Source organism: Anatilimnocola floriformis (assembly GCF_024256385.1).
Classification (GTDB): domain Bacteria; phylum Planctomycetota; class Planctomycetia; order Pirellulales; family Pirellulaceae; genus Anatilimnocola; species Anatilimnocola floriformis.
On record NZ_JAMLFW010000002.1, the window covers coordinates 847,716 to 873,263 of the forward strand.

19 protein-coding genes are annotated in these 25,548 nt (G+C 58.9%); 8 read left to right on the forward strand and 11 right to left on the reverse strand.

Features of this window, described 5'->3' with window-relative positions; genetic code table 11:
* Window positions 1-60 precede the first annotated feature (60 nt).
* Complete coding sequence (locus M9Q49_RS28060) at window positions 61-285, forward strand: hypothetical protein (protein WP_254512618.1); 225 nt, start codon at window positions 61-63, stop codon at window positions 283-285.
* A gap of 1 nt (window position 286) precedes the next feature.
* On the opposite strand, the gene M9Q49_RS28065 is transcribed toward M9Q49_RS28060, so the two are convergent.
* Window positions 287-550, reverse strand: a complete 264-nt coding sequence (locus M9Q49_RS28065) for a hypothetical protein (protein WP_254512619.1) — start codon at window positions 548-550, stop codon at window positions 287-289.
* Window positions 551-1,132: 582 nt separating this feature from the next.
* Between M9Q49_RS28065 and M9Q49_RS28070 the strand changes: the two genes are divergently transcribed.
* On the forward strand, window positions 1,133-5,677 hold the full coding sequence (locus M9Q49_RS28070; RefSeq protein WP_254512620.1) for a PKD domain-containing protein: 4,545 nt from the start codon (window positions 1,133-1,135) through the stop codon (window positions 5,675-5,677).
* Between the two features lie 76 nt (window positions 5,678-5,753).
* Here the strand turns inward: M9Q49_RS28070 and M9Q49_RS28075 are convergent, their stop codons facing one another.
* The 5 genes from M9Q49_RS28075 to M9Q49_RS28095 form a co-directional block, all read right to left on the reverse strand.
* Window positions 5,754-6,095 (reverse strand): tetratricopeptide repeat protein, encoded by a 342-nt coding sequence (locus M9Q49_RS28075; RefSeq protein WP_254512621.1) that lies wholly within the window; start codon window positions 6,093-6,095, stop codon window positions 5,754-5,756.
* Window positions 6,096-6,207: 112 nt separating this feature from the next.
* Window positions 6,208-7,350, reverse strand: coding sequence for a DNA topoisomerase IV subunit A (locus tag M9Q49_RS28080; protein ID WP_254512622.1), 1,143 nt, complete (start codon window positions 7,348-7,350; stop codon window positions 6,208-6,210).
* 58 nt (window positions 7,351-7,408) lie between these two features.
* The gene (locus M9Q49_RS28085) at window positions 7,409-8,278 is read right to left on the reverse strand and encodes a hypothetical protein (RefSeq protein ID WP_254512623.1); all 870 of its coding nucleotides are present in this window, start codon (window positions 8,276-8,278) and stop codon (window positions 7,409-7,411) included.
* An 11-nt stretch (window positions 8,279-8,289) separates the two neighbouring features.
* Window positions 8,290-10,452 carry a DNA topoisomerase VI subunit B gene (locus tag M9Q49_RS28090; protein WP_254512624.1) on the reverse strand — a complete coding sequence of 721 codons (2,163 nt, stop codon included), beginning with the start codon at window positions 10,450-10,452 and terminating at the stop codon, window positions 8,290-8,292.
* Between the two features lie 276 nt (window positions 10,453-10,728).
* Window positions 10,729-10,971 carry an MUN domain-containing protein gene (locus M9Q49_RS28095; RefSeq protein WP_254512625.1) on the reverse strand — a complete coding sequence of 81 codons (243 nt, stop codon included), beginning with the start codon at window positions 10,969-10,971 and terminating at the stop codon, window positions 10,729-10,731.
* On the opposite strand from M9Q49_RS28095, the gene M9Q49_RS28100 reads away from it, so the two are divergent.
* Both M9Q49_RS28100 and M9Q49_RS28105 read left to right on the forward strand, forming a co-directional pair.
* Window positions 10,970-11,455, forward strand: a complete 486-nt coding sequence (locus tag M9Q49_RS28100; RefSeq protein ID WP_254512626.1) for a hypothetical protein — start codon at window positions 10,970-10,972, stop codon at window positions 11,453-11,455. The genes M9Q49_RS28095 and M9Q49_RS28100 overlap by 2 nt on opposite strands.
* A gap of 47 nt (window positions 11,456-11,502) precedes the next feature.
* Window positions 11,503-11,967: a hypothetical protein gene (locus M9Q49_RS28105; protein ID WP_254512627.1), complete on the forward strand. Its 465-nt coding sequence runs from the start codon at window positions 11,503-11,505 to the stop codon at window positions 11,965-11,967.
* 111 nt (window positions 11,968-12,078) lie between these two features.
* On the opposite strand, the gene M9Q49_RS28110 is transcribed toward M9Q49_RS28105, so the two are convergent.
* The 4 genes from M9Q49_RS28110 to M9Q49_RS35595 form a co-directional block, all read right to left on the reverse strand.
* Window positions 12,079-12,621 (reverse strand): HAD family hydrolase, encoded by a 543-nt coding sequence (locus tag M9Q49_RS28110; RefSeq protein ID WP_254512628.1) that lies wholly within the window; start codon window positions 12,619-12,621, stop codon window positions 12,079-12,081.
* Between the two features lie 63 nt (window positions 12,622-12,684).
* A complete protein-coding gene (locus M9Q49_RS28115; RefSeq protein WP_254512629.1) occupies window positions 12,685-14,064 on the reverse strand; it encodes a cadherin domain-containing protein in 1,380 nt (459 codons plus the stop codon).
* Between the two features lie 38 nt (window positions 14,065-14,102).
* Complete coding sequence (locus M9Q49_RS28120) at window positions 14,103-14,480, reverse strand: DJ-1/PfpI family protein (protein ID WP_254512630.1); 378 nt, start codon at window positions 14,478-14,480, stop codon at window positions 14,103-14,105.
* Between the two features lie 375 nt (window positions 14,481-14,855).
* Entirely contained in the window at window positions 14,856-17,009 is a 2,154-nt protein-coding gene (locus tag M9Q49_RS35595) for a cadherin domain-containing protein (RefSeq protein WP_261365328.1), read from the reverse strand.
* 156 nt (window positions 17,010-17,165) lie between these two features.
* On the opposite strand from M9Q49_RS35595, the gene M9Q49_RS28135 reads away from it, so the two are divergent.
* From M9Q49_RS28135 to M9Q49_RS28150, 4 genes are all read left to right on the forward strand, one after another.
* Window positions 17,166-18,896 carry a prenyltransferase/squalene oxidase repeat-containing protein gene (locus M9Q49_RS28135; protein ID WP_254512631.1) on the forward strand — a complete coding sequence of 577 codons (1,731 nt, stop codon included), beginning with the start codon at window positions 17,166-17,168 and terminating at the stop codon, window positions 18,894-18,896.
* Window positions 18,897-19,032: 136 nt separating this feature from the next.
* Entirely contained in the window at window positions 19,033-20,844 is a 1,812-nt protein-coding gene (locus tag M9Q49_RS28140) for a polyprenyl synthetase family protein (RefSeq protein ID WP_254513632.1), read from the forward strand.
* A 15-nt stretch (window positions 20,845-20,859) separates the two neighbouring features.
* Complete coding sequence (locus M9Q49_RS28145) at window positions 20,860-21,411, forward strand: hypothetical protein (RefSeq protein ID WP_254512632.1); 552 nt, start codon at window positions 20,860-20,862, stop codon at window positions 21,409-21,411.
* 12 nt (window positions 21,412-21,423) lie between these two features.
* Window positions 21,424-21,966 carry a hypothetical protein gene (locus M9Q49_RS28150; protein WP_254512633.1) on the forward strand — a complete coding sequence of 181 codons (543 nt, stop codon included), beginning with the start codon at window positions 21,424-21,426 and terminating at the stop codon, window positions 21,964-21,966.
* Window positions 21,967-21,981: 15 nt separating this feature from the next.
* On the opposite strand, the gene carB is transcribed toward M9Q49_RS28150, so the two are convergent.
* Window positions 21,982-25,269, reverse strand: a complete 3,288-nt coding sequence (gene carB / locus M9Q49_RS28155; RefSeq protein WP_254512634.1) for a carbamoyl-phosphate synthase large subunit — start codon at window positions 25,267-25,269, stop codon at window positions 21,982-21,984.
* Window positions 25,270-25,548: the final 279 nt, after the last annotated feature.

A 25,548-nucleotide genomic window follows, 5' to 3' on the forward strand; every position in this document is an offset into this window, starting at 1 on the left:
GACGCAGGATACAATGTGATTATGCGCGCCGGACAGTTTTCACTGAAGTATTTGTTCCAAATGATCCTGTGCGCAGCGATCACCGTTTGGTTTGGCTTGCAGGCTGGTTCGGTGTTGACGCTGCCGATCGGCTTTCACACGATCGTCCTTATCGGCGGATTCACGATCTGTCTGGGCGCGTTCGCCGGCGGTTTGATTGGCCACTTTGTGCCCGGCGCTATTGTCGGGCTGCTGACCTTCTTGCCACTCGGGGCACTATTTCTGAACGAATTTTTCCGGCATTAGCTCAGTGGTGCGCTTCGCACGTGTTAGGGGTTGCCGCATCCATCGTTTGTGGCGTTTTGCTTTGGCTGAAAAACCTCGCGTTTGCGCGCTGCATTTCGGCGCGCATTTGGTCCGCGATGGTCGAAAAAAGTTGGCGGCGTTCCTGTTCCCATTCTGCCTGAACCTGAAGACGCTCGGCTTTCATTCTGCGATCGTGCGCATGCCAACCCAATGTGAGGGCCACGATCACAGTCAGCAGAAACAGCTCTCGCAAAGTAATCTTCATCGGGGCCCTTTGGGCAGCTGGTGAGCTGTTCACAAAATACGCAGTTGCTGGCTGCGATCCCTCGGGAATCCAAGTTCATTTCCAACCGGAGCGATGCGCTAACATCCTGCGGGATGCTTAAGAGTTCTGCATGGATACTTGGGTTTAGGGGCGTTTGTATGCTATCTGAATTGGCGAGTGTTATGTTTGTTCTTTGAATGGCATGGCGGCTAATTGCGAGCCAATCTTTCCCGCCTCAGATGCTCGGGTACTCGCACCGGCCGGCAAACGAGGCTTCGCTGCCTAGCCTCAATCTTTTTCCCTGCAAATTGCCGCGATTTCTCTTGCATGGCAGATCGTGCATTCTTGCGAACGACGATGCGCTTTCGCCTCGCTCTGCTGCAGCGACGAAACTAAAATGTCGGCTTCAGAGCCGCTCCATCGATCTACTGCTCAACCTTGTTTTTGCATCTCATGAGCCAGCGCAAATCTTCCTCCATTCGTCGCCGCAATTTCCCGACGCCGCTTCGCAATGGACGCAGCAAGCTCCATTTCGAAAACCTAGAGCCTAGGCTCTGCCTGGCCGCGGAACTTGATTGGGTGATGACGACTGGCGCCGCGGGTTATGAGACCTACGACGGGATCGAGGTTGATCAGCAAGGAAATATGTATGTCACCACCGAAACCGAACTGATCAAGTTCTCGGCGGACCGCGCGAAACTGTGGAGCGTGAAGCTCGACGACGCCTGGCAGATTGATCTCGATGCGGCTGGCAATGTTTATGTAACGGGCGAGTTTTTCGGCGGCACGATCACCGTGCCGGGTGTCAACGGTAACGTGGTGGTGACCGAACACGGCCGAACGGACCTGTACCTGTTCAAGTTCAACCCGGAGGGAAAGGCGCTGTGGGGCCGCGTGATGGGCGGTGCGGGTGACGAACGGGCTGGACATTTTGCCGTCGATGGCCCCGGCAACGTCTACATCGGTGGCATGTTCTTCGAAACATCTACGTTCGGCGACACCCAACTCACCAGCGCAGGCGTGGGCGATGGTTTTATTTCGAAGCTCACTACCGATGGCGACTTTATCTGGACTCGCGCGATCGTAGGGAGGCATTACGAATCGGTGGTGGGCGTCGATGCTGACAACGATGGCAATGTCTATATCACGGGCTCGTACTATGGGCAGGTTTCACTGCCGGGTGTGGCAGGTAGCACGCTGACGCTGGATGATCCGGGCACTTACTCTTCGACGTTCGTGGCCAAGTTGAATACGTCCGGCGAGTTTGTGTGGGCGCATGGGGAGTATGGCGGAACAAACACGTATGCGGGGCTCTTGAAATTTGATCCTGCGGGCAGCATCGTGCTCAGCGGACGTTATTTGGGGCCTGTTGATTTCGATCCGGGGCCCGATGTTTCGTGGCTGCACTACATGGACTACGGTTCTGGCGGTTACGACCTGTACGTCGTCAAGTTGAATCTCGATGGCCAACTGGTCTGGGCCAAGAGTCTGGGGGGCGATGCTTCGGAGTTTATTGGCGAAACGGCGATCGGGCCCCAGGGGCAAATCTTTATTGCCGGCACGATAAGCGGCGAAGGTGATTTTGACCCTTCTTCGTTCGACTACTTTTTGAACACACCTGGCAACGATGCGTTTTTAGCCGCACTCGACTCCAACGGCGAATTCATCAGCGTGCGAACGTGGGGCGGCCCGAGTTTGGATTCCGGAATCGGCGTCGCTAACGATGCGGCGGGCAACGTCTACGTGACGGGTAAATTCTACGGCCAAACAGCCGCCGATTTTGATCCCGGTCCCGGCACGCTGCTGCGCAACAGTGTGGGGACACAAGATGGCTACCTGATGAAATTCAAGGCAGCGACCGGCGTGATTGCGAGTCGCCTGTGGAATGATTTGGATGGCGATGGTTTGCAAGAAGCGGGCGAACCAGGCTTAGCCGGCGCCGTGGTGGAATTGTTCGCCACCACCGACGCGACGATCGACAATTTGTACGATGGCCGCCGAGCCAGTGTGATCACCGATGAAACGGGTGAGGTGCGCTTCGAGGGGCTGGCCAGCGGCAACTATTTTATTAAGGTCCACGCGCCAATCGGCTTCGCTGTTTCCCCACTGAATGTGGGCAACGATGACGATGACGCTGTCGACAGCGACTTGCTCTCGACTGGAACGACTGCGCTCATCACCTTGCAGACTGGTGAACAGCAGACGCAGGTCGGCTTCGGATTGACGGGCGCCAAGCCGGAATTTGGCATTGCGGCTGCTTTGCGTAGCGCTGGCAGCGATACGGTGAACAAAGTGGTCGCTGATCGCGATGGCAACCTCTACGTCGCCGGCAGTTTTCAAAATGCGTTGGATTTCGATCCCGGTCCCGCCACCGTCAAATTGACGCCTAGGTTTGACGTGGACGCCTTCGTCGCCAAGTACACCGCGACCGGCGCGCTCGTGTGGGTGCGAAACTTTGGTCACAGCGGAACTTCGACAGGCGTTGATCTGGCAGTCGATGACGATGGCAATGTGGTGGTAGCTGTCGACTTCAGCACTTCGATCGATGCCGACCCGAGCTACTACGTCGATCGCTATCTGAACAGTCGCGGCAGCAGCGATTCGCTGCTGGTCAAGCTCGATCAGGCGGGAACCATGCAGTGGTACACTGTCCTGGGTGGCAATGGCAGCGACAACGTCAGCGCGCTCACAACCGATGCAGCAGGAAACCTGCTGATTGCCGGCTCATTTTCAGGGACGCGCACTTTTGATCCCTTGTTCATTGCGCCAGACAAAGTGACCTCGGCAGGCAGTACCGATGCTTACGTGCTGAAGTTGACTGCGGACGGCCGCTTTATGTGGGTGAAAACTTGGGGTGGCACCGGCGCTGATGCGATTCGTGATCTGGCCGTCGATGCGGACGGAAACATCGTTTCGATTGGCAATTTTGCTGGAACGGTCGACTTTGATCCTGCTGCTACGACACTCAATCTGGTTTCCGCCGGCAACTCCGATGCCTTCATCTCGAAGCTGACTGCCAGTGGCGGCTTGGCCTGGGCGAAGCGTTTTGGTAACAGCGGCAACGATGTGGAGAACAACGAGATCGCTGTCGACGCCGACGGCAATGTGTTCGCCGGCGGCGCATTTCAGGGCACGTTCAACTTCGGCGGCTCGCAGATCAGTACCAACGGCAACAACTTGGATGGCTACGTGGCCAAATGGAACGCGGCCGGACAGTTGGCTTGGGTCCGTCAGTTTGGTGGCAGTGGCGCCGACGGCGTGTATGGGCTCACGGTCGACGCCGAGGGGGCAGCTTACGCCACTGGTTCTTACACCGGAACGGCTTATTTTTCCGATCCCACGAAAACGGTTGTCCGAACCAGTCAGGCCGATACCGATGCGTTCGTGCAGAAGTGGGCCAGCGATGGAAAGATGGTGGCCTTCTACAACTTGCCCGGCAGTGGCAGCAACCGCGGCAACGATGTCAATCTGGATCCGGAAGGTCTGCTGCTCGTGGGGGGCAACTTCACGAACACCGCCGATCTCGATCCCACCTCGAACAGCTTCTCGGTCACTGCCCAAGGTACAGATGGATTCATTACGAAGTTTCGTCCCGATCTGATGTCGCAACCTTGGATCTCGCTGGCCGCGCAACCGGTCACCGAGAACCAAGGGATGCAAATCGTAGGGCAAATCACTTTGCACGACCTGCCGCTGGATGATCCGTTCACGCTGCAACTGTTCCAGACGCCGGCCGGTGTGTTCACGATTGAAGACGGCAATCTGCTGCTGGCCGATACCGATCTGCTCGATTATGAAATGCCGCCGTCGCTCACCATCGGCATTCGCGCCACTAGCCAAGCTGGGCGACTGGTCGAGCAGCTCTTTACGATCACGCTGCAAAATGCCAACGAACGGCCGACGATCGCGCCGCTCAGCGATGCGCTGGTGACATACGGTTCTCCCTTCACTCGCGTGGGATCGTTCACCGATCCCGATGCGGGCGATACTTGGACGGCCACGGTCGATTACGGCGCCGGCGGCGGCGTGGTGCCGCTGACACTCGCGGCGAATCGTACGTTTACGCTGTCATACGCGTATGCCAATGCTGGAAAATATCCCGTGACGGTAACCGTCACCGATGCCGGTGGGCTGAGCCATACGCGCACGATGAACGTGGAAATGGCCTACCTGCCGCTCCCCACTCTCGTGATCAACGGCAATCAAGCCGGCGTGCGTGGCGAGACGCTCAAGTTCGAGGGTGGAATTATCGGTGCCTTACCCGCTGGCGTGAATACGATCACGTGGAATTTCGGCGATGGCTCGACACCGATCGAAGTGCCCATCACGGGAGCCTGGCAAAACCAATCGCACATCTTCACCGACGTCGGCGACTATAAGGTGACCATGCGGTTGCAACTAGCCGACGGCCGCAGTGTTACTCAACAAATGCCGGTCGAAGTTACCAGCACCAGCGTGCGAGTCGATCAGGCCGATCATTCGTTCACCACACTCGTTATCGGTGGCACGACTCAAGGCGACGTCATCCGTCTCCGCACGAGCGAAACTGGACTGCAAGCCTTTTGGCAGCGAGCACTACTGGGAACCTACAAGGATATTGACCGCGTGATTGTGTATGGTCAGGCGGGCAACGATTTCATCATGGGCGCAGCCGCAGCCGGCATCGAGCTGTGGTCGTTTGGCGGCAGTGGCAACGACTTCCTCATCGGCAGCGACGGCCACGATGTGCTGATGGGCGACAGCGGCAACGACTTGATGATTGGCCGCGGCGGCCGCGATCTCTCGGTTGGCGGCAGCGGCAGCGATGTGCTGCTTGATGACGGCGGAGATGACATTCAGATTGCCGGCACGCTCACGCTGCCAGACCTGCCGATCGGCTTGGGCAACATCATGAGAGAATGGACGTCAACGCGTTCGTTCGTCGATCGGGTGAATAACCTGAAGGGTGATCTGTCGGGCACCTATGCGAACGACAAAACGCTGCTGCTGGTGAATCAGACCGTCTTCAACGACAACAGTGCTGATTTTCTCTGGGGAGGCTCGACCAGCGATTGGTTCTTTGCCGACGAAAACGACGACCTGATCGCCGATCACTGGTTCAATGACTTCGTCGACCTGCTGGAGTAAGGCCGGCGCCAAAGTGTAGTCGCCACACTCCGTGTGGCGTTATCCCACGGAGCGTGAGAACGACGCGAAGAGCACGCTACGACTTTTGCCACTGCAGCTGATGCGAGCGCGTCTTTGCTTCTTCGGCTTTGAGGATAAACATTCGATCCTGCGTCGCTTCGAAAGCCTTTTGATAGGTCTCGCTGAGCGCGGTCCAGTTGAAGACTTCGTTCGGCTCGAGTTGGCAGGCCTGTTCGCTGTGCGGCACGCCGTCTAGGGGCCGATTGGCTTTGCACAGCAGGCGGGCCAGTGTCATGTGGGCCAGCACGTGGCTGTTGTCGAGCTTCAGCACTTCTTCGAGCGCAGTGATGGCTTCGGCCGATTTGCCTTCGCGGCGGAATTGTTCGGACTGCTTGTAAATTTCGTCGACGGTAGGCATGGCTGGACTCGAGCTAAGAGGAAGAACCGCCATTCATTTTAGCGACGGATTCGCCGTGAGGTAGTCCGTCGCCGGGCGGTGGGCATGAGTCGAGCTGAGCACACAGCCAGCACTAGTCCAGGAAGTCGCCATCCTTGAGGCGATCCGGAACGTAGACTTCCGTCACGTAGCTGATGTCCTTGCTGATGAGTGATTCGACTTCCAGCTTGAAGCCATTCTTCAACATCAGGTCGATTTCCTTTTGCCAGTCCTTCTTCTTTTCGAACCAAGGATAGCCAGCGATTTGCTTGGCGCGCTTCACGTCCTGCTCGCTGAGCGAAAGCTTGACTGACTTCGACAGTTGGCAGCGCTCGAAATCCTTGCTCCGTAGGCCGATGTACTTGGCGTCTGGAATGCCCATCCGCTGGCTCTCAAAGGCCAGGTTGATCGAGCCCTGCTTGAGCACGCTGTAGATGTAGTATCCCCACGGATCGTTATCGAGGAGGCAATACACCGGCAGCTTCAGTTCGTTGTGCATGCGATGCAACAAACGGCGGACACCGCGCGGCGGCTGACCGCTGCCGTGGGTCACGAGGCAGTTGTGCTTTTGCCAGAACTTGTCTTCGTGAAAGCGGCGGAAGATCGTGTCCTTTTCGACATGCAGGATGAACTTCGCACTGCACTTCTTGAATTGAATGACGTCGGGCTCAACGATCGAGGGAATGCTGTAGCCCGCCGAGCCCATGCGCGTGCAGTCAAGCTCATCGCCGTTGTCGTTGAGCGTGATGGGACCCACGAGGTTGCCGCGGTTGCTCGCGTAGAGATGCATCTCTTCGCGGAGCGAATCAAGCGTCACTTCGACGTCTTCGATGATCGTGTCCGACTCCGACTGATCTTCGAATTTCTTCTCGGTCGTTCCTTCGACTTCGCCCAGCATCTTATAGAACAAACCCCGGAGGCTGAGGGTTTTGCCGGCGTGGATCAGGTCCTTGCAACCCTGGCCGACGAGCAGCATCTGCATGTAGCTCTTGGCTTGCGACAGATTGAAGAGCTCGCGGCGGTTCGTGGCGTTGCCCATTTCGAGCACGCCCTTGCTGCGGTTGTACTTCACGTTCGACAACGACCGCGAAGGAATATCCATATGCGGCGGCCGCTTCTTCTCTGCCGACTCGATCACATCGGTCGCCATGTCGAGCAGCGACGCGATCGTCTTTTTGTCCTTGGCAGTGAGGACCACGTTTTCAGATTTTTCGGTGCGGGAGGTTTTCTTGGCCATGATGCGTCCGTGACGGGCGTGAAAAGTTCGTTGAGTTCGAGCGAGTTACAAGAAAAATCTAGTAGTCGTCAATTCGGAAGTGTTCATCCTCTAGGTGCATGTCATATTTCTCGGCAAGGTCGTAATCGATCGTAGTGAGCATTGCCTTCCCACTGGCCCGACGCTCCAAAACTAGTCCAGCATGAATCATTTCAGTACTCTGCTCCGCCGAAAATCCACACTTCTGCAAGAGTGCTTCGGGGGCATCTAAACTCTCGAGACAGCCGGGTGAACGCAACGGCCGAATATATTTAGGCGGTGGAACATTCAATTCTGTCCAGTAGCTGATGTACTTCGGTTGAACGAGCTGATGCATCCGATCCGCAAAGTCTCGCGGTAGTCGCAACACGCGGATCAACTCGACGACATCGATGCATTCACGTTCGTAATTATTTTCAGCCAGCCCCATCGCCAATCGCAGTTCGATCATTGGAATGAGCGAAATGACCGGTAAACCTTCGACGAGCGTGCTGCAATCGCTTGGTTCAGGAATTATCAAATGCGGATGTGAATTTCCAGGTCTCGGGGTGCCGGCGAAGTGTAGACGAATTTTCACATGCGTCAGCGAGTCGCGAACCGAGGTGGCTGCCGGAAAGTCCTTGCAAACGCCAAGCTCTTCTAAGTGCTGGTGAATGTACGCCAAGCCTTCCCGATTAACGATCAGCTCGACGATACTCGTGACACGGCGATAGCCATGCAAAAACATCGAGAGGTCGCCGACTAGAACGGAGTCAATCTCGCGTTCTCGCAATGCCTCAATAAAACGCCGCGCTGTACCCCAAACTTTTCCTTTGCCGCCAAAGTGCAAGTCACATTCGCGCGCGCCAAAGTCGAAGTCTTTGACGGCAGCGATTTCAAACCTCTGCTCTTTGGAGATCGGCTCGCTCATCGAAATGCTCGCTACTCCGCCTCATCCCCCTGCGGCACGATCAGCACCTTGCTGTCGTCGGCCAGCGATTGCTGGTCATCTTGTTGCTGGATCTTCTTGCCGCGCTCGTCGAGTTTGACGTCGGCTTCGGCGGTTTTCTTTTTCGCAACGACCAGCAGCTTTTCGTAAAGGTCCTTTTTCTTCTTGTCGTCGTATTCCTTGATCGAACTCACCGCGCCGGCGACTTCGTTCAAGTACCGCAGAAAGACGCTGCGGCGTTCGCCTTCTTGCTTCACGCGGTTGCGGGCGTTGAGATACATCTGCAGGCGACGACCAACGGCTTGCAAGCCGAGGCGGAGTTCCTTTTGAATCTCGGGATAGCCGGCGATGGCTTCTTTCGATTCGCTGGTGAACGGCACCCAGACGCTGGCCATGTGCACCATCACGCTCACCGGTCCGGTGGGCAAACCGCCGCGACTTTGGTTCAGACCATAAGCCCGCCAGTTCGTCGCCATCACGGCTTGGGTGATCGCGCAGGCACTCATCGAGAACTGCAGCGGCACGCGGTTGGCGTACCGCATGACTTGCATCGTCTGGCCTTCGGTGAGGTTGACGTTCTTCATCGCGGCATGCAGCGCGGCGATCTCTTTCTTGTCCAGCTTGCCCGGGCTTTGCCGCGTGCCGATACCCGATTCGGCGATGATCTTATCTGCGCCGTCGCCGCCGACACCGTCGAACGTGTTCATCAGGAACTGACGAATCGTGCGAGCGTCGCTCTCGGCGAGGAAGTCGACGAGGGCTTCGTGCGAAACTTTCTGCACGCTCGCGCCGCCACCGAAGGCCAACCCCACTTCAATTTGAAAGGGATTGCCGCGATAAACGGCCGGTGGCCGAGTATCAGCCGTATAGAACATGCCGGGCACGACGTGTGCCAAGCCTTTGAGAATCAACGGTTCGCCGATTGGACACAAGCAATCGGTCGCTGGCGCGCTGATCTTCGTGCTTTGAATGGCCTGGTAGAGCGCATCCGCTTCTTGTCGGCCGATCCGTTTGGGATGGGCCCGCGAACTGATCTTGGCCGCTTCGCAAATGCTACTGGCCACGGCGTTGCTGACGCGCGAGAACGACTCGGTGAGGAACTGCGTGATCGTGCTGAAGCTATTGTCCTGCAGCATCGTCATCAGCCGGCCGAGTTCCACGCCGTACGGATGCGGTTTGATTTCCTTCGGTTCGGCCGGCAGATCGGTGGTCGAGCGGTTGTAGTGCGATTCCTGCCCTTCGGGATCCTTGTAATGGATCGTGACGTGCGGATTGGCGATGGCCGTTTGTTCGAGATATTCGTCGACGCTGCCGCGGCCGCGAATGTACTTGGCTTCGAGCTCGATGGTCACACGCGTGCCGCTCTTCACTTCTTGCGGCGTCTTCCCTTCTGCGGCGGGATAGAACGCGGCCCAGTCGATGCCCTGGTCGAGCATCTGCTGGTGGCCTTTTTCACCGGCTTCGATATCAACCCCTTCACCCTTGCCGTTGGTGATTTCGGGGTGATTGCGTTTGGTGTCGATCTGCAGCTCGAAGTAGTGAGCCTTTTGCTTGGCGCCGGTTTTCGAAATGATCTTCACCGGCTTGCCGGTCGTGAGCACGCCATACATGCCGGCCGCGCTAATGCCGATGCCCTGTTGGCCGCGGCTCATCCGCAGACGGTGAAACTTCGAGCCGTACAGCAGCTTGCCGAAGATCAGCGGGATCTGCTTTTTGACAATGCCCGGGCCGTTGTCCTGAATGCTGACCTTGTAGCGGTTGTTGGTCGTCGGCTCGAGCGTGACCCAAATTTCGGGGACGATGCCGGCTTCTTCGCAGGCGTCGAGCGAGTTGTCGACGGCTTCCTTCACCGTGGTAAGGAGAGCTTTGCGCGGATTGTCGAAGCCCAGAAGGTGGCGGTTCTTGGCAAAGAACTCGCTGACGGAGATTTCCTTCTGCTTCGTCGCCATGGCTTCTGCCGTGGAGCGACGTTTGCCCCCCGCTTCGGCAGGATGGGCTTCGGACTGGCCGTTAGCCTCGGCAGCGCCATCTGCTGCGGCGCTACTTTCCGCTGCCTTATCGGCGCCTTTTTTCACAGCCCGTTTGTTGACGAAGTCTTCCGATTCCGTTGCATCGAAATCGAGCGATTTCTGAGCGCTCGCAGCCTTGGCGGTCAATTCGTACTCCTTTACACCTGCATCAAACGGGAGAGGGTTGGGGTGAGGGGCTGAAGTGGTTTCGACACGACCACGCGCCTCGCTGCACTCCCGCGCTCACGTCACGGCTACCTGCGGGGAGCCGCGCTTCAAACTGCGTGGATTGTAGCGACTTTGCGGGCGCGCTTGAAGTCGGGATTTGACGGTGTTGCGGGCGGTGCCTGCGCCCACCATTGCAGTTGTTTTCTACAGCACATTATGACTCACCGTTGCGTTGAGTCGTCGCCGAGAAAACCCCTACGGAATGGATTCAAACGTCGATGTGCCCTTGACTCCGCCAGTGCTGAACAGCGATCCAACTTGCCTGACAAGCTCGACTGGACACCGAATGGCACTGGCAAAGCCAATGGCACGCGACGCATCCCTCCGCCCCGCCTGATTGCCCACCAAAAACTGTCCCACCCCCGCTGCCGAGCGCCGCAACAGGATGTTGCTGCCGTGCTCGCAGATCCGCATTTGCTGTCGGAAGGAGTCGACCATGTTGCGCTCGATCACCGGTCTAGCCTTTGTCGTGGCTGCCTTGTGCGCCGCGCCGGCGTTTGCCCTCGATACCGGATTCGCCTTCGGCGACAGCAGCTGTGGCCCCAACGGCTGCGGCCCGCACGGCGTGCGGTTGCACAGCGCCCACCACGATCACATCGACTCGCGCTACTACGCCGGCGCTGGCGGCTGCCGCACCTGCAGCAACGGCGATTGCCAATATCGCTTCTACGGCCAACCCGATCTGTTTTACAACTACTACGTGCCGCCAACCTGCGGCGGCGTCGGCGCCGAGCTCTATCTCTCGCCCCGCCCGGTGCCGGCCCACGTCGGCCACACATACATCACCTATCAACCCCTCATGCCGCATGAGTTCATGTACAAGCACGACCGGACGTACCACCGCTACTACAACGGCGGCCAAGGTTTGACCCGGACCCACGTGCACTACGGCACGAGCATCCTGCCGAACTGGCGCTGGTAAACGAAACAATTGCAGATCGAAGATTGCAGATTGCAGATTGAAAGAAAATGCAATTTGAAAATCCTCCCTCAATCTGCAATCTGAAATCATCAATCTGCAATCTAAAATCCCACCTGACCTTCGTCCCCCCGGAGGATATTCCTGTGAAAGCCCTCGTGATGTTTGCCGCCGGTGCGGCGCTGCTGCTCATCGGCAGCCAATGCTCGGCCGGCGGCCCCCGGACCCGCGCCGATCGCATTGCCCGCTACTACTCGGCCCAGCGCCCCTGGCATGGCCCGTACGCCTATACGCAAACCGGCGAACCCACGCCCCTCGTCGTGCCGCCCACCTCGGTGATGCACAACAGCTGGAGCTGGGGCGTCGCGCAGTCAGAAATGGTGCCCATCTATCACCAGTTCCACCGCGACTACCAACCCGGCGCTGGCTACGGCGGCTCGCCGATCCTGCCCACACCCCTCTGGCCGAGCCACACCGATCAGCTCGGTGTGTATCCGATCCGCGGACCGTGGTAGTGGTGATGTAGGTAGTTGTCGCGTGAGTAAGTTGCGCAGCAACGCGCACTACTCCCTCTCCTCGGTACTCCGGGGAGAGGGTCGGGGTGAGGGGCCGATGCAGAACTGACCTCAGACTCGCGATCTCCACCCCCGCTTCTCGACGCGCCGAAAATCCGCGCACTCCGCCAGCGACAACAAATAAGTCGCTAGTCGCGGCAACTCTTCATCGGTGGCATCTCCTTCGAACGGCCGAACGTAGACCGCGTTGCCGAAGTTGCGCTCCAGCTTGCTCGGCGTATCGTCCACCATCAGTACTCGGCTCAGGTCAAAGCCCAGGCGTTTGACCTTCTTCAGATCCTTCACCCAATATCGCTCCATCAACTCAAGATGGTAGCGAGGAGTGCAACGACTGCGCGACCAGACAAAGTCGAGTTCCACTGGCGGTGCCATGCGCTCGACGATCACGGTCACATAATCGGCAGAGGCCGACGACCAGATCGCCAGGCGATATTGCTGCGCGACGGCAGCCAGAAACTCGCGCAACATTGGCCGTTGATAAACGGCAAACGGCCCCGCTTCAAAATCGGGCGGACGTTGCAGAGGCGATTCCCGCGCATGGATCAGGGTTTCGTCCAGATCGAGGATCAACAAGGGTGACGAGATCGCTGGCATGCAGGAAGAGACTACTCTTTCCCGAATTGGTTCGCCATTCGCGCCAAATTCGCCGTGAGCGAACTAAATCAAATCACCCGCCATCACGCGATAGGCGTAATCGCTCGCCTGCAACAGCAACCAATCATCTCCCTCGCCGCCGAGCAGGCAGTCGATCTGCTGGTCGTCGGTCACCGTATCGCCGACGGCGACCCGCACTCCGCCAGCCAAGCCAGTTTGCAGATTCGCACGCCGCGTGGCCAGCGCCGCCCCAGAGTTCCACTCAGCGAGAATGGCGGCGAGCGCCACAGAATTGGCATCGTAAGAGGTCCGGCCGCCGATCAGCAAATCTTCGCCCATGCCGCCATCGATGATGTCGCGACCCAGGCCGCCGATCAGCACATCGTTGCCGGTGAAACCAATCATTCGATCATCGCCATCGCCGCCGATGATCAAATCGTTCCCTTCGCGCCCTTCCAGAATGTCGGTGTCGGCGCCGCCGAAGAGAATGTCGGCGCCGAGGCCACCAATGAGACGATCGATCCCCGCGCCGCCGTCGAAAATGTCGTCGTTCGAACCGCCGATGAGCACATCGTTGCCGTCTTCTCCGTAGACGGTCACCGGCGCAGTGCTGTTCGTCGCTGTCACGCGATCGCCACCGTCGCCGGCGTTCACAATCACGCGGCCGCCAGCGCCGAGCGTGAACGGCCCGTGAGCGACGCCGTTGAAACCAACGGTGACCAGCCCCAGTGGATTGGTCGCGATCGTAATCAGATCGCTGCCACTCGTCCCTTGCACCAGAACGTTCGGCCCCGCGGCAGTCACCGCTTCGGCAATATCGCGCAGTGTGATCGTCGCGATGGCTTCGCCGCTGAGCGACGGCGTGGCGCTGTCGGTTGCACGAATCGTGAGCGCGAACGAAGGTGTCGTTTCAAAATTGATTGCGGCCACACTCGCGACCGTGATTCGTCCAGTCGCGGAGTTGATCGCAAACGCGCCGTTGGTATTGCCACCGACGATCGAATAACTGAGCGTTTGCCCCGCATTGGCATCGGTCGCAATCACTTGACCGACAGCAGATCCCAGCTCGCTGTTTTCATCGATCGCAAAGCTCGCCGCGGTTACTACCGGCGCGACATTGGGCGGCGTATCTTCGGCCCACAGTCGCTGGGCGATCACTCGGCCAAACTGCCGGGCCGAAAAGTTGTTCTCGGCGGTGATGATCCGGCCATCGACGGTCACATCATCGGTATCCGTCGTCCGATCACCGACCGAGCCGTGCGGCAGCGGCGTCGCGCCATTGGCGGTCATTTGCACGCTCTGCAGCAGTTGCGTCGGGCTATAGCTCGTGCCGTTCCAATACACGCCCGGCGAACCATTCCAAGGAACCGAGACATTCTTGCCAGCGAGCGGACTCACTCCGTTCACGCGAGCCCAAGCCAACACCGTCGTCGCGTGGCACACGGCAGCGAGGTATTTGTTCTGTGTGGTGAATTGATTGATCAGATTGTTGAGGCATTGCCATCGTAGTGATCGTCGTAGTAGTTGCCGGTGAAGGCATACTGATACATCGACGAGCCCCAGCCGCCGACAAAGACGATGGCCGAGTAATCGGCCGAGTTGACGGCAGACAACGGCAGATCAGGCGTGACCACTCCACTGCTCGAACCCTGACCACTATTCGGATGCGGCGTGCTCGGATTGGTCGTCCGCGCCGCCACGCGAACTGTGAGACCGGCTTCGACGAGCGACTGCCGCGTGTCGCCATACTCCTGATAGAAAAAGTCCCGCTGATCGGCGATCACCATCAGCACCGGCAGCGGCGCAAACACCTCACGGCGTTCGAGCGTCTCGAAGAAGGAACGGCGGTTGCGGTTCATGGCGGCGGTCCGGGTTGCGACAGGATCACGTAGGCCAAAGCCATGCTTCGGCCTACGTGATCCAACGCGGCTTGAGTGGTTCGTCGTCCCGCGATCGAAGCATGGCTTCGATCTACGGGCTCCTGACGATGCGGGCGACAGAGATAGATGTCACCCGCGGGGAAAACCTTTCAGCACTCAGCAAATTTGCGTAACTCCCAACTCCCTCTCCTCGGTACGCCGGGGAGAGGGCCGGGGTGAGGGGCTGCCCTGGGTACAGACACTGCCGTCGCAAGCAGACCGGAAGATCATTCAGCCAAAAGAGTTAGAACTCGCTTCAACCCCTCACCCTAACCCTCTCCCCGGAGTACCGAGGAGAGGGAACAGGATGCAAGACTACTGATACGAGCAATCTCCCGCAAAAACTTCCAGCCAATCTGCTCCATCGCCGCCGATCAGGCGGTCGTTCATGCCGTCGTTGATGAGCGAGCTGGTCAAGGTTTGTCGCGTGTTGCCGGCCAAGCCACTGAGATTCCATTCGGCGAAGATCGATTGCAGGGCGAGCAGGTTCAAATCGAAGCTCGTGCCGCGGCCGATGAGAATGTCTTCGCCGGCGCCACCCTCGAGATTGTCGTGACCCTTGCCGCCGATGAGGATGTCGTTTCCATTGCCGCCGTAAAGTTGGTCATCGGCGTCGCCACCCACGAGCATGTCGTTGCCGTCGCCGCCGTCAAGCAGCGCGCCGTTCGGACCAGCGATGAGCAAGTCGTTGCCCCCCATCGCCCAGATGCGATCGTAGCCAGCGCCGCCGTCGAGAATGTCGCTCGCCGAGCCGCCGGTGATTTGATCGTGACCGCCTTCGCCGTAGATCGTCACCGGCGCGGTGCTGTCGGTCGCATAGATATAGTCGCCGCCGTCACCGCCATAGACGATCACTCGGCCACCAGCGCCGAGCGTGAACGCGCCATACACCTGGCCGGCGAGCCACACCATCGGTTGGCCGGCAGCGTTCGTCCACACATAGATGTAATCAGTCCCCGACGTTCCTTGCACAATCACATTCGGCCCGGAGCGGTAAACGGGTCCCGGCGGCGCTTCGTACACATCGGTCAAGTTCACCCGCACGACCGCATCGGTGCTGAGGGCGGGATTGCCGTTGTCGGTGACGCGAATCGTCAGATCGAATGCCGGAGTGGTTTCGAAATCCACTGCAGCGAGATTCGCCACGCTCAGTTGTCCCGTCGCGGCATTGATCGCAAAGGCGCCGTTCGTGTTGCCGCCGACAATGCTGTACGACAGCGTTTGTCCGACATCAGCGTCGCTGGCCACGACCGATCCCACGATGGTGCCCACCGCCGAATTCTCGGCAAGAGCAAATGTTTGTCCGGCAGCCACCGTGGGCGCGGTATTCACCGGCGGGGGCGGAGCGACGTAGTCGATATTCACCGTCACAATTGCATCGCTGAAGAGCGACGGCGTGCCGTTGTCGGTGACGCGAATCGTCAGTTGAAACTGCGGCGTCGTTTCGAAATCGATCGCACCAGGAAAGGCGACATTCAGCGCGCCCGTCAATGCGTCGATCGCAAAGGCAGCGTTCGTGTTGCCGGCGAGAATCTCATACGAAAACTCCTGGCCCAGGTCGGGATCGCTGGCCACCACCATCCCCGCCGTCGTACCGATCGGCGAATCTTCGGCGAGCGAGAACGTTTGATTGCCGATCACCGGCGCGTGATTTACCGGCGGCGGGGGAACATCTTCGGCAATTAGCCGAGTCGCAATCACTCGGCCAAATTCGCGAGCGCTGATGTTGTCTTGCGCGGTGATGATTCGGCCATCGACCACCACGTCGTCCCAAGAGGAACTTGGGTCGCCGATGGAGTTGCCGTTGGCGACGATGCCGCCATTCCATTCCATCATCGTGCGCTGCTGCAGCTGGAAATAGTTGTAGTTCACGCCATTGAGCGATAGCCCCGGGCCGCCAGTTCCCGTCGCGCCACCTTGCGGCGTGGTCACGTTCTTGCCGGCGATTGGGCTCACGCCGTCGACGCGAGCATAGGCCAGCACCGTCGTCGCGTGGCAGATGGCAGTGACGTATTTGTCCTGGTCAACGAAATCGCTGATCAAGTTGTTGACGATGGCTTTCGTGGCTGGATCGCCGTTGTAGCGGGCATCGTAGTAGTTGCCGTTGATGGCGTACTGATACATCGACGAACCCCAGCCGCCGACGAAGACAATGGCTGAGTAGTTCGAAGCATTGACGGCAGACAGCGGCAGATCGGGAGTGACCACGCCACCATTCGCCGGTTCACCGCTGCCCGAGTGGGGCCGGCTGGGTTGCGTGGTGGTCGCAGCCACTTGCACCGTGAGGCCCGCTTGTTCGATCGACAACTTGGTATCGCCGTATTCCTGATAGAAGAAGTCCTGCCGATCGGCAATTACCATCAGTACGGGGAGGGGTGCGAAAACTTCACGCTTCTCGAGCGTTTCAAAAAAACTACGTCGCCGCGTGGTCGCGCGGGGGCCTCGTTCGCGTTGCTTGTGCTGGGTCATGTTGCTGCTCCGATTCTGCCGAATGTTCCGTAGAGAAGATCGTCAGCCAGACTGCTGACAAAAAGAGATGGCAGGCCGCTGACAAACCTTTCAGCAACTCCTGCAAAAAGTGTGTGCGGTTGTCAGCCAAGATCGCAGCGGAGTATGTTGCCACCGATGGACTTCAACCGATTGCAAGCCGCTTATGAAACCGCCCGCGCCGATCTGCTCGCGGCCCGCGGTCCGCATGGCCATTGGGAAGGCCGGCTCGCCAGTTCCTCTCTCTCGACCGCCACAGCAATCAGCGCGCTGGCCATCGTCGCGCGGGAAACGAATGATGCGGAACTACAACCGCTCATCGACGCCGGCGTGAAATACCTGGCCCGTCAGCAGAACGAAGACGGCGGGTTCGGCGATACCGACAAGAGTCACTCGAACATCGCGACGACGTATCTCGTTATCGCTGCCGTGCATCTCGCCCAGCGCGAAGCAGAGTTCGCCGAGCTACTGTCGCGGGCTTGGAAATACATCGAGAGCAAAGGGGGAATTTCCGGCCTGAAGAAACGCTACGGCATCGACAAAACCTTTGTCGTGCCGATCATGACGAACCTCGCGCTGGCTGGTTTGTGCGACTGGAAAGAGATTTCGCCGCTGCCGTTCGAGCTCGCTTGCATTCCGCAAAGTTGGTATCGCTTCGCGCAGATGCCGGTCGTGAGTTATGCGATTCCCGCACTCGTCGCCATCGGCCAAGCGCACTACTTTCATCGCCAGCCGTGGAATCCCTACTCGCGTTTCGTGCGCGGCTGGTGCGTAGAACCGAGCTTGCGCGTACTGCTGAAGATGCAACCGCAAAGCGGCGGATATCTCGAAGCAACGCCACTCACGAGCTTTGTCGTGATGAGCCTGGCCGCGACGGGCCGCGCGAAGCACGCGGTCACGCAGGCCGGCGTGCGGTTTATCAAAGACAGTCTGCGCGAAGACGGTAGCTGGCCCATTGATACCAATCTGGCGACGTGGGTGACTTCGTTGTCGATCAATGCACTGGGCGAAGAGGGCGTTAAGGACATCGATGAACGTTGCTGGGACTGGCTGCTGTCGTGTCAGCACAAACAGCGTCATCCGTTTACTGGCGCCGATCCGGGTGGTTGGGGCTGGACGGATCTGAGCGGCGCGGTTCCCGATGCGGATGATACGCCGGGGGCACTTTTGGCGATTAAATTGAGAAAGGTGGACACTGATCTAGAACCTCGAGATCGCTCGAAACCACCAGCCGCCAACGAGGGAACCCAATGGCTGCTCCGATTGCAAAATCGCGACGGAGGATGGCCAACGTTTTGTCGTGGCTGGGGAAAGTTGCCTTTCGACCGCAGTGGAACCGACCTCACGGCGCATGCGATTCGCGCACTGACTGCCTGGGAATGGCCGATCTACGTGGCCAAGCCGATCGCTCGTGGCTTCGAGTTTCTCGCCCGCAAGCAAAACCCCGACGGCAGTTGGTCCCCCCTCTGGTTCGGCAATCAAGACCATCCCGAAGAAGACAACCCCATCTACGGCACGGCCAAGGTTTTGCTGGCCTATCGCGATACCGCGCGCATGTCGGATCCTGCCGCCCTGCGCGGATTGGAATGGCTAGCGCGCCAGCAAAATGCCGATGGTAGTTATGGCGGCAGTGTCGAAGAAACCGCGCTCGCTTTGGAGGGTTTATTGGCTTGTCCCGATCGCAGCCAGCACGCTGCTGCGGTTAACCGCGGCCTGGAATGGCTGATCGAACGAGTCGAGCGCGGCGAGCACCACCTCAGTTCGCCGATCGGCTTCTACTTTGCCAAACTGTGGTACTATGAAGCGTTGTATCCGCTGATCTTCACCGTAAGTACACTGAGACAAGCGCTGCAGCAGAAGCGTGCCTGACGATAGCGCCCCGCCTGACGCCATCCCGCCTGCGTGATCGACCGACTTTGAGGACCAACCGTTGTCTGATGCCCCCTCAATTGCGAACTCCGATGCCGGCCACGTTCATTTGGCCGACTCGCTGAATCCGCCTGAGATGCCACCCGAGTTGGCCGCGCCCCGCCGCAGCAAACGGCGGCAGACTTCGCATTTGAAACTGGTGCCCGAATCCAAAGAGTTGCGCGAGCACTTGCAAAAGGAGTGCGTCGCGCTGGCGGCAACGCTCGACAAAGCCAACCCGATGACCATCGATCAGATGGAAGTCATCGCGCGGAAGTTGCTCGCCGACAACAATCAGCCCGAAGGTTTCCTCGGCTGGATCTTGGTCGTCCTCAGCAGCGAGTTTTGGCGCGACCAGGTAGCTGCAACCGATCCCGCGCGGCGGCTGTTCCTGCTGCCGCATTGCTTGAAGCATGCCGAAGGTTGCCCCGCCGATTACGACGAGTTCGGTCTGGAGTGCAAAACTTGCGGCGCGTGCAGCATCGCCGATTTTCGCGCCGAAGCCGAGAAGATGGGCTACAAAGTGCTCGTCGCCGAAGGCTCGCCGATTGTTTTGAAGATCATCGTCAGCGGCCACGTCGATGCGATCGTCGGCGTCGCTTGCTTGAACGTGCTGGAAAAAGCGATCGACAAGATTCTGCTCGCCGGCATTCCTTGCATGGCCGTGCCGCTCCTCTCAAGCGACTGCCGCAACACCAGCGTCGATGAAGACTGGGTCATGGACATGATCCGCGTCAAACCGGCCACGCCCGCGCAGCAAACTCGCACCTACGTCCATCTGCTTCGCGCTGCAGCCAATCTATTCAAGCCCGATGAGCTGGAAGTTTTGTTGCCGCGGTTGCGCGGCGGCAAACGCTTGCAGTCCGGCGATAGCGCTGCCGCACTCGATCCGATTGCCGCGACTGAGCAGATCGCGCACGACTTTCTCGCCAAGGGCGGCAAGTACTCGCGGCCGTTCATCACGCTCGCGGTGCACGACGCGCTGACCGGCGGCCACGGCACGCTCGCGAATGGCGCCGAGCATCTGGCCGCGGTTCCGCTGGCCATTCGCCGCGCTGCTATGTCGATCGAAGCATTTCACAAAGCTTCGCTCGTGCACGACGACATCGAAGACGAAGACGCCTTCCGCTACGGCGAAGAAACCGTCCATCGCCGCTTCGGCATTCCCACGGCGATCAACGTGGGCGATTATCTGATCGGCCTCGGTTATCGCCTCGTCAGCAAAGAAACCGCGACGCTCGGCGGCAACGCCGTCGCTGATATTTTGAACTGTCTCGCCGATGCCCACCTCCGCTTGAGCGAAGGCCAAGGCGCTGAGTTGCTTTGGCGTGATGCGCGCGACAAGCGACTCAAGCCCATCGATGCCCTCAAAATCTACGCCCTGAAAACATCCCCTGCTTTCGAAGCGGCTCTCTACAGCGGTTGCCGATTGGCGGGACCGGCCGAAGCCTACGCCGAGCCGATGAAGCAATTCGCCCGCAACCTGGGTGTCGCTTTTCAGATTCTGAATGATCTGAACGACTGGGACGGCGACAACCACAACAAGCTCGCAGCCGGCGGCGATACGCTCGGCGGCCGGCCAACGGTTCTCTGGGCTCTCGCGATCGAAGGGCTGAACGCGTCGAAGCAGGAAGAGCTGTTGTCGCTGGTTACGAATTCGCAACTCGATGGTCCAGCTCGTCTGGCCCGTGTGCGGCAGTTGTATAACGAAGCTGGGGCCTTTGAAAAAGCGGCCCGACTGATCGACAAGCATCGCGAGCGGGCCGAAGCGATCGCCGACGAAATTCAGCCGGAAGAACTTCGCCGCCTGCTCTACTATCTAATCGACAGCGTGCTCGATCACTCGTCTGCCGCGAGTGCACCGCCGCCGGTTCTGCAAATCACGCCGCAAATCAATCCGCAGAAGTAACGACGGGTCGCGGACATGCCAAGCCACGCCGATGTGACAGCCATTAAGTCGCTGACAGCATTCAAGCAATGGCTCGTTGAAGAGAGTGGCAAGTCGTCGCAATGGTTTGGATGTCGAGACAGCAGCTGCAGCAAATGTCTGCTCATTTCCGCCGCTCCCTCCTTCGAACAGCAGTTTGACTACGTCACGATCCAGCAAACACCTCTCTTTCCCTTGCAGCTGCCGAGTCTCAGCGACGCGCGCAACTGGTGGTTCGACTTATGGGAAGGAGAGATCGTTAGCTATTGGTTTGCACCCGACTTACGGATTCTGGTGGCGGCGAAAAACGCGATTTGGAAAGCCCTTCCTGATTTTCATCTGTTGCGACCGAAGTCCGACTTTGTCGAAATTCCGCTCGACGAGGTGCGACAAATCGTCGGCCATGACGAGATCGAACGCATGTGCAACGAAGTCTTTTTTGTCGGGATTTCGACGCGTGCTTTAGAACTCGCCGCGGCAGGCCGCATGGAGCAGTTCGTTCGCTCAATGAAGATTCCGCAAGCGGCCACACCCGCCAACACCCTTTGATAAACTGAAGTCATGGCAGATCAAGTCAGCGACATTCCCGACCTGCAAGAACTGGCGGCGATTTTCTATGCTGACCTGGCCGAGCTCGGTGTGTTCACCGCCGTCGCGCCGAATAAAATTCCGCAGGCCTATCGTGACCTGCTCGCGCACTATTCGCACATGACTGTGACGGTCGAGCATTACCATCACAGCCCCGTCGATGTCGTCGTGCTCGATCGCATCACCACCGGTCAACACTACAGCCGCAAGATTTTGCTCACCCGGCAGAGCGACAGCCGCGTGGTGCAGTTCGGCATCGTGCGGCTCGACTTCAACACCGTGAGTCCTGCCGTTCGCGACGAGATCCGCCAGGAACAAACGCCGCTCGGCCGCGTGCTGATCAAGCACAACGTGCTGCGCGAGGTCGAGCTCAAGCAGATCTATCGCATCACCTGTGGCGCGGAGCTGGCGCAGCATTTTCAATTGCCGGTAGGGAGCGAAGTCTTCGGCCGCACTGCCCTGATTTACTGCGATGGCGAACCAGCAGTGGAACTGCTGGAAATCGTCGTTTCTTAAGCGTTCCTGCCGCGATTAAACCGTAGCAGGTTGCAATGCGGGACTTTCGTTCTTCTTCGCAGCAAAGCGATCCTGGAGGGATTGAACCTCCATCGATTCGTGACGCAGGGCCTCCATCGCTTTAACGGCTGCTTCAGCGGCCTGGATGGTGGTGATGCAGGGAACGCCCAGCTGCACGGCGGCGGCGCGGATGCGGCCTTCGTCGGTGCGGGCACCCTTGCCACTGGGCGTGTTGATGACCAGCGTGATCTGGCCGTCGTTCAAATGGTCGAGCAAGTTCGGTCGGCCTTCGGCGATCTTCTTCACTTGCGTGACTGGAATGCCGGATTCCTGCAGTCGGCGGGCGGTCCCTTCCGTGGCAACTAACTCATGGCCCAACGTGCTCAGCCGCCGCGCGAGATCGACGACGGCTTCCTTGTGGCGGGCCGAGACGCTGACAAAGATGCACCCCTTCGTCGGTAGCAACGTGCCAGCCGCAAGTTGACCCTTGGCAAAGGCGATGCTGAAACGCTCGCTGATGCCCATCACTTCGCCCGTGCTCCGCATTTCGGGGCCGAGCACAATATCGACGCCCGCGAACTTGCGGAACGGGAAGACGCTTTCCTTGACGCTGACCGCGGCGGGAATCGGCTCGCGCGTGATGCCCAGGTCAGGCAGCGACACCCCGGTCATCACCTTGGCCGCGACCTTGGCGACGGGCATGCCGGTGGCTTTGGCGACGAAGGGAACCGTGCGGCTCGCACGAGGATTCACCTCGAGCACATACACGGCCATCTTGCCTTCTTCCTTCTTCACCGCAAACTGCACGTTCATCAAACCAATAACTCGCAAGTGCCGAGCCATGGCAGCCGTGGCTTCGCGAATCTCTTGCACCACCGGACCAGGCAAGCTGTAGGGCGGAATTGCACAGGCCGAGTCGCCCGAGTGGACGCCGGCTTCTTCGATGTGCTCCATGATGCCGCTGATGATCACATTTTCGCCGTCGCAAATGCAGTCAACGTCGACTTCGGTGGCATCCTCGAGGAAACGGTCGATGAGAACCGGCTTATCCTGCGCGACGACAAAGGCTTCGGCGACAAAGCGTTCGAACTGCGTGTGGTCGTAGCAGATTTCCATCGCCCGGCCGCCGAGCACGAAGCTGGGACGAACGAGGCAAGGGAAGCCGATGCGGACAACTTCCGCGCGGGCTTGATTCATGTTGCGGGCGATACCGTTGGCCGGCTGCTTCAAGCCGAGCTCGTTCAGAATCTTGGCAAACTTCTCGCGGTCTTCAGCTGCTTCGATGGTATCGACGCTGGTGCCGATGATCGGCACGCCGGCGTTGTGCAAAGCGCGCGAGAGGTTCAGCGGCGTCTGACCACCAAACTGCACAATCACGCCGATTGGGTTGATGCGATCGAAGATGTTGAGGACGTCTTCGGTCGTGAGAGGTTCGAAGAACAGCAGATCGCTGGTGTCGTAGTCGGTGCTGACGGTTTCCGGGTTGCTGTTGACCATCACCGATTCGATGCCGAGTTCGCGGAGAGCAAAGCTCGCATGGCAGCAGCAATAATCGAACTCGATCCCCTGGCCAATGCGGTTCGGGCCGCCGCCGAGAATCATGATCCGCTTTTTATCGGGCTTGGCGGCCGGCACTTCGTCTTCCTGCTCGTAGGTCGAGTAGAAGTAGGGCGTGTAAGCTTCGAATTCGGCGGCGCAAGTATCGACTGCCTTGTACGTGGGGATGATGTTGCGGCCCTTGCGATTGGCGCGAACATCCATCTCGGTGACGCCCCACAGCGTGGCCAGCTGACGGTCGGAAAATCCGAACTGCTTCGCTTCGCGGAGCGTGGCGTCGTCGCAATTGCTCACGCTGCCGATCGCGCGGAGCTTGTCTTCCATCTGCACGATGGCGTACAGCTGATCGAGGAACCACGGATCGATGTTGGTGATTTGATACAACTCGGCCGGGCTCATGCCGCTTTTGATCGCATACCGCAAGTGCCACACGCGATCAGCGTTCGGCACGGCGAGCTTGCCGCGGATGTCGTCGTTCGATGGTTGATGCGGCGTGCCCCACAAATCCTTGCTGTCGCAACCAAAGCCGAACGCGCCGACCTCGAGACCACGCAGGGCCTTTTGAAACGACTCCTTGAACGTGCGGCCGATGGCCATCGTTTCGCCGACGCTTTTCATTTGCGTCATGAGCGTGGCGTCGGCTTCGGGGAATTTTTCGAAAGCGAAGCGTGGGATCTTCGTCACGACATAATCGATGGCAGGTTCGAAGCAGGCCAACGTCTTGCGAGTGATGTCGTTGGCCAGTTCGTGCAGGCGGAAACCAACCGCAAGCTTGGCGGCGATCTTGGCGATGGGAAAGCCCGTCGCTTTGCTGGCGAGCGCGCTGGAGCGACTCACGCGCGGATTCATTTCGATGACAATCATCCGGCCGTTTTTCGGATTGATCGCAAATTGAATGTTCGAGCCGCCGGTCTCGACGCCGATCTCGCGAATAACGGCGATGCTCGCATCGCGCATCCGCTGATATTCTTTGTCGCTCAGCGTCTGGGCCGGCGCGACCGTGATCGAGTCGCCGGTGTGGACGCCCATCGGATCGAAGTTTTCGATCGAGCAGATGATGACCACGTTGTCGTCCATGTCGCGGACGACTTCCATTTCGTATTCTTTCCAACCGATGATCGATTCCTCGACCAGCACTTCGGTGACCGGCGACAAATCGAGGCCGTTCCGCACCATGCGGTCGAATTCTTCGCGGTTGTAGGCAATGCCCGAACCGCTGCCGCCCATCGTGAAGCTGGGGCGAATGATCGCGGGCAGGCCGACCTCAGCGAGCACCTTGCGCGCGTGTTCGACGGTTTTGACGGTTTCGCCCTTGCACACGCCGAGGCCGATTTTGTGCATCGCTTGCTTGAAGAGCTCGCGCTCTTCGGCTTTGGCGATGACATCGGGCCGGGCGCCGATCATTTCGCAGTTGTACTTTTTCAGCACGCCGTGCTTGGCGAGATCCATGGCCAGGTTGAGACCGGTTTGACCGCCGAGCGTCGGCAAGATCGCGTCGGGGCGTTCCTTTTCGATGATCTTTTCGACGATCTCCCAGGTGAGCGGCTCGATGTAAGTGCTGTCGGCCATCTCGGGGTCGGTCATGATCGTGGCGGGATTGCTGTTGACCAGCACCACGCTGTACCCCTCTTCGCGCAGGGCTTTGCAAGCCTGCGTGCCCGAGTAATCGAATTCACAGGCCTGGCCGATGACAATGGGACCAGAGCCGATGAGCAGAATCTTTTTCAGGTCGGTTCGCTTTGGCACGAGCGATCAATCCTTGGAAATCAAAGGGAACAGGAGTTTGGCGGAGAGACGGGCGTGTTGTTGCTGCGAGTACGCAGATCACACGCTTCCGGGCGATTTCACTCGTCACGAGCGTCCATTATTCGGCTTCAGCGCGCACTCCCAGCGCAATTGCCGCGTGCCGAGTAAAATCTCACAAACTTATCACGTTTTGGCGGCAGCAGAAAGGGGCGGAACGACCGGAGTTGCCGCAGGATTGGACGGGGATTTTCTCGAAGTTGTTAGCTAAGATGAGTTTGC